Annotated in this window: 3 protein-coding genes; all 3 read right to left on the bottom strand. The window is 67.4% G+C overall.

The features are described from left to right. The coding region (locus tag AC1D2E_RS34995; RefSeq protein ID WP_478201658.1) for a carboxyl transferase domain-containing protein at positions 1-1,334 on the bottom strand (1,334 nt) is incomplete at its 3' end. Then, positions 1,331-3,034: an AMP-binding protein gene (locus tag AC1D2E_RS34990; RefSeq protein WP_478201657.1), complete on the bottom strand. Its 1,704-nt coding sequence runs from the start codon at positions 3,032-3,034 to the stop codon at positions 1,331-1,333. The genes AC1D2E_RS34995 and AC1D2E_RS34990, both read right to left, overlap by 4 nt. Before the next feature lie 10 nt (positions 3,035-3,044). Further along, the coding region (locus AC1D2E_RS34985; protein ID WP_478201656.1) for an acyl-CoA dehydrogenase family protein at positions 3,045-4,063 on the bottom strand (1,019 nt) is incomplete at its 5' end.

Raw genomic sequence — 4,063 nt, 5'->3', positions numbered from 1 at the left:
CCCATCACGCTGATGCGCGCGTTGGGCCACATCCAGAGGAAGCGCGGCGAATAGGCGCGGCCGCACATGCCGTAGTTGCCGGCCCCGAAACTGCCGCCGATGATGATCGTGAACTTGGGCACGTTGGCGGTGGCCACCGCCGTCACCATCTTGGCGCCGTGGCGCGCAATGCCTTCGTTCTCGTATTTGCGCCCCACCATGAAGCCCGTGATGTTCTGCAGGAACACCAGCGGCGTCTTGCGCTGGCAGCACAGCTCGATGAAGTGGGCACCCTTCTGCGCCGATTCGCTGAACAGAATGCCGTTGTTGGCGACGATGCCCACCGGCATGCCCTCGATCTCGGCGAAGCCGCAGACCAGGGTGCTGCCGAAGCGCGACTTGAACTCGTGGAATTCGCTGCCGTCGACGATGCGGGCGATGATCTCGCGCACGTCGAAGGGCTTGCGGGTGTCGGTCGGGATGACGCCGTAGAGCTCCTCCGCAGGGTAGGCGGGGGCGCGAACCACAGAAGGACCGGGCGCTTGCGCCCGGTTATCGCCCAAGTTCTTCACGGCCGAACGCGCCAGCGCCAGCGCATGCAGGTCGTTCTGCGCCAGGTGGTCGGCCACCCCCGACAGCCGGGTGTGGACATCGCCACCGCCCAGGTCTTCGGCCGTCACCACTTCGCCGGTGGCCGCCTTCACCAGCGGCGGGCCGCCCAGGAAGATGGTGCCCTGGTTCTTGACGATGATGCTCTCGTCGCTCATCGCCGGCACGTASGCGCCGCCCGCAGTGCAGGAGCCCATGACCACCGCGATCTGGGCGATGCCCTGCGCGCTCATCTGCGCCTGGTTGTAGAAGATGCGGCCGAAGTGGTCGCGATCGGGGAAGACCTCGTCCTGGTTCGGCAGGTTGGCGCCGCCGGAGTCGACCAGGTAGATGCAGGGCAGCCGGTTCTGCTCGGCGATCTCTTGCGCCCGCAGGTGCTTCTTGACCGTGACCGGGTAGTAGGTGCCGCCCTTCACGGTCGCGTCGTTGCAGACGATCATGCAGTCGACGCCGCTGACCCGGCCGATGCCCGCGATCAGGCCCGCACCGGGCGCCGCGCCGTGGTACATCGCATGCGCCGCGAGCGGCGCCACCTCGAGAAAGGGCGTGCCCGGGTCGAGCAGCTGCGCCACGCGGTCGCGCGGCAGCAGCTTGCCGCGGGCCGTGTGCTTGCTGCGCGCCGCCTCGCCGCCGCCGGCCTCGACCTTGGCGAACTGCGCGTGCAGGTCGTCGACCAGCGCCCGCATCGCGGTCGCGTTGGCCTGGAATTCCGCCGAGCGGGCGTTGAGTTGGGTCTCGAGCTTCATGCAGTCTTGTCCTCGTCCAGCCCGAGCTGGTGCTTCATTGCTTCGCGAATCTTGAACTTCTGGATCTTGCCCGTGACCGTCATCGGGAACTGGGTCACGAACTCGATGTAGCGCGGCACCTTGTAGTGCGCGATCTGGCCCTTGCAGAAGTCGCGCACCTCGTCGGCGCTCAGGCTCTGGCCCGGCTTGGCGATGATCCAGGCGCACAGCTCCTCGCCGTACTTCTTGTCGGGCAGMCCGACCACCTGCACGTCCTGCACCTTCGGATGGCGGTACAGGAACTCCTCGATCTCGCGCGGGTAGATGTTTTCGCCGCCGCGGATCACCATGTCCTTGATGCGGCCGACGATGTTGACGTAGCCCTCGGCGTCCATGGTGGCGAGGTCGCCGGTGTGCATCCAGCCGTCGGCGTCGATCGCCTCGCGGGTCTTCTCCTCGTCCTCCCAGTAGCCGTGCATCACCGAATAGCCGCGGGTGCAGAACTCGCCCGAGCTGCCGCGCGGCACGATCTCGCCCGTGACCGGATCGACGATCTTGATCTCGAGGTGCGGCTGCACCGTGCCGACGGTGGACACGCGCTTCTCGAGCGGCGTGTCGGTCGAGCTCTGGCAGCTCACCGGGCTGGTCTCGGTCATGCCGTAGGCGATCGTGATCTCGCGCAGGTGCATCTGCTCGACCACCCGCTTCATGACCTCGGTCGGGCAGGGCGAGCCGGCCATGATGCCGGTGCGCAAGGTCGAGAAATCGAACGCCTTGAAGCGCGGATGGTCGAGCTCGGCGATGAACATCGTCGGCACCCCGTGCAGCCCGGTGCACTTCTCGGCCTGCACCGTCTGCATCACCGTGAGCGGGTCGAAGCCGTCGTTCGGATAGACGATGGTGGCGCCGTGCGTGAGGCAGGCCAGGTTGCCCAGCACCATGCCGAAGCAGTGGTAGAGCGGCACCGGGATGCAGAGGCGATCGACCGGCGACAGCTTCATGCATTCGCCGATGAAGAAGCCGTTGTTGAGGATGTTGCGATGGGTCAGCGTCGCGCCCTTGGGAAAGCCGGTGGTGCCGCTGGTGAACTGGATGTTGATCGGGTCGGTGGCCTTGAGCGTCCTGGCGAGGGCGCTGACCTGCGGATCGTCGGCATCGCCGCTGTCGTGCAACGCCGAGAAGCGCAGCAGCCCAGGCAGCTCGCCCTCGTCGCCGGCCGCATCGATCCAGGCCACGCTGCGCAGGTGCGGCAGCCGGGCGGCCTTCAAGGCACCGGGCGCCGCGGCGGCCAGCTCGGGCGCCAGCTCGCGCAGCATGCCGACGTAGTCGCTGGTCTTGAAGCTCTTCATCGTCACCAGCGCCTTGCACGCCACCTTGTTGAGCGCGTACTCGAGCTCCGCGCTGCGGTAGGCCGGGTTGATGTTGACCAGGACGATGCCGACCTTGGCCGTGGCCAGCTGCATCAGCACCCAGGGCGCGTTGTTGTGCGACCAGATGCCGACGCGGTCGCCCGGCACCAGCCCCAGGCCCAGCAGAGCGCTGGCCAGCCGGTCGACTTCGCGCTGCAGCTCGCGGTAGCTGTAGCGCTTGCCCTCGTGCACGCTGACCAGCGCCTCATGGTCGCCCTGGCGGGCGGCCATGTCGTCGAAGAAATCGCCGAGGGTCTGCTCGATCAGCGGCACGTCGGTGGCGCCTTGCGCCATGCTCAGCGGCGGGTTCATCGCGCCTCCTTCAGGCCGTCTCGGCAAACAGCTCGCGGCCGATCAGCATGCGCCGGATCTCGCTGGTGCCGGCGCCGATCTCGTAGAGCTTGGCGTCGCGCCACAGCCGCTCGACCGGAAAGTCCTTGGTGTAGCCGACGCCGCCCAGCGCCTGGATCGCCTCGCCGGCCATCCAGGTCGCCTTCTCGGCCGAGTACAGGATGGCGCCGGCCGCGTCCTTGCGGAAGGTGCGCGCGTGGTCGCTGCGGTCGCAGGCCTTGCCGACCGCGTACACGTAGGCGCGCGTGGCCTGCCAGGTCGAGTACATGTCGGCCAGCTTGCCCTGCATCAGCTGGAACTCGCCGATGCTCTGGCCGAACTGCTGGCGCTCGTGCACGAAAGGCAGCACCGCGTCCATGCAGGCAGCCATGATGCCCAGCGGGCCGCCGGAGAGCACCGCGCGCTCGAAGTCGAGCCCGCTCATCAGCACCTTGGCGCCCATGCCCTCGCCGCCCAGCACGTTCTCTTCAGGCACTTCGCAGTTGTCGAAGTAGAGCGGGAAGGTGTTGGAACCTCGCATGCCGAGCTTGTCGAGCTTGGTGCCGGCCGAGAAGCCCTTGAAGCCCTTCTCGACGATGAAGGCGGTCATGCCGCGGGCGCCCATCTCGGGCTCGGTCTTGGCGTAGATCACCAGCGTGTCGGCGTCGCCGCCGTTGGTGATCCACATCTTGCCGCCGTTGAGCACGTAGCGGTCGCCCTTCTTCTCGGCTCGCAGCTTCATGCTGACCACGTCGGAACCGGCATTCGGCTCGCTCATCGCCAGCGCGCCGACGTGCTCGCCGCTCACCAGCTTGGGCAGGTACTTCTTCTTCTGCGCCTCGCTGCCGTTGCGGTGGATCTGGTTCACGCACAGGTTGGAATGCGCGCCGTACGAGAGGCCGACCGAGGCCGAGGCCCGCGAAACCTCTTCCATCGCCACGATGTGCGCGAGGTAGCCGAGTTCGGTGCCGCCGTATTCCTCCTTGACGGTCATGCCGTGCAGGCCGAGGG

This window comes from Variovorax sp. P1_H2, assembly GCF_056405295.1.
This window is presented reverse-complemented; position numbering and strand designations above follow the sequence as displayed.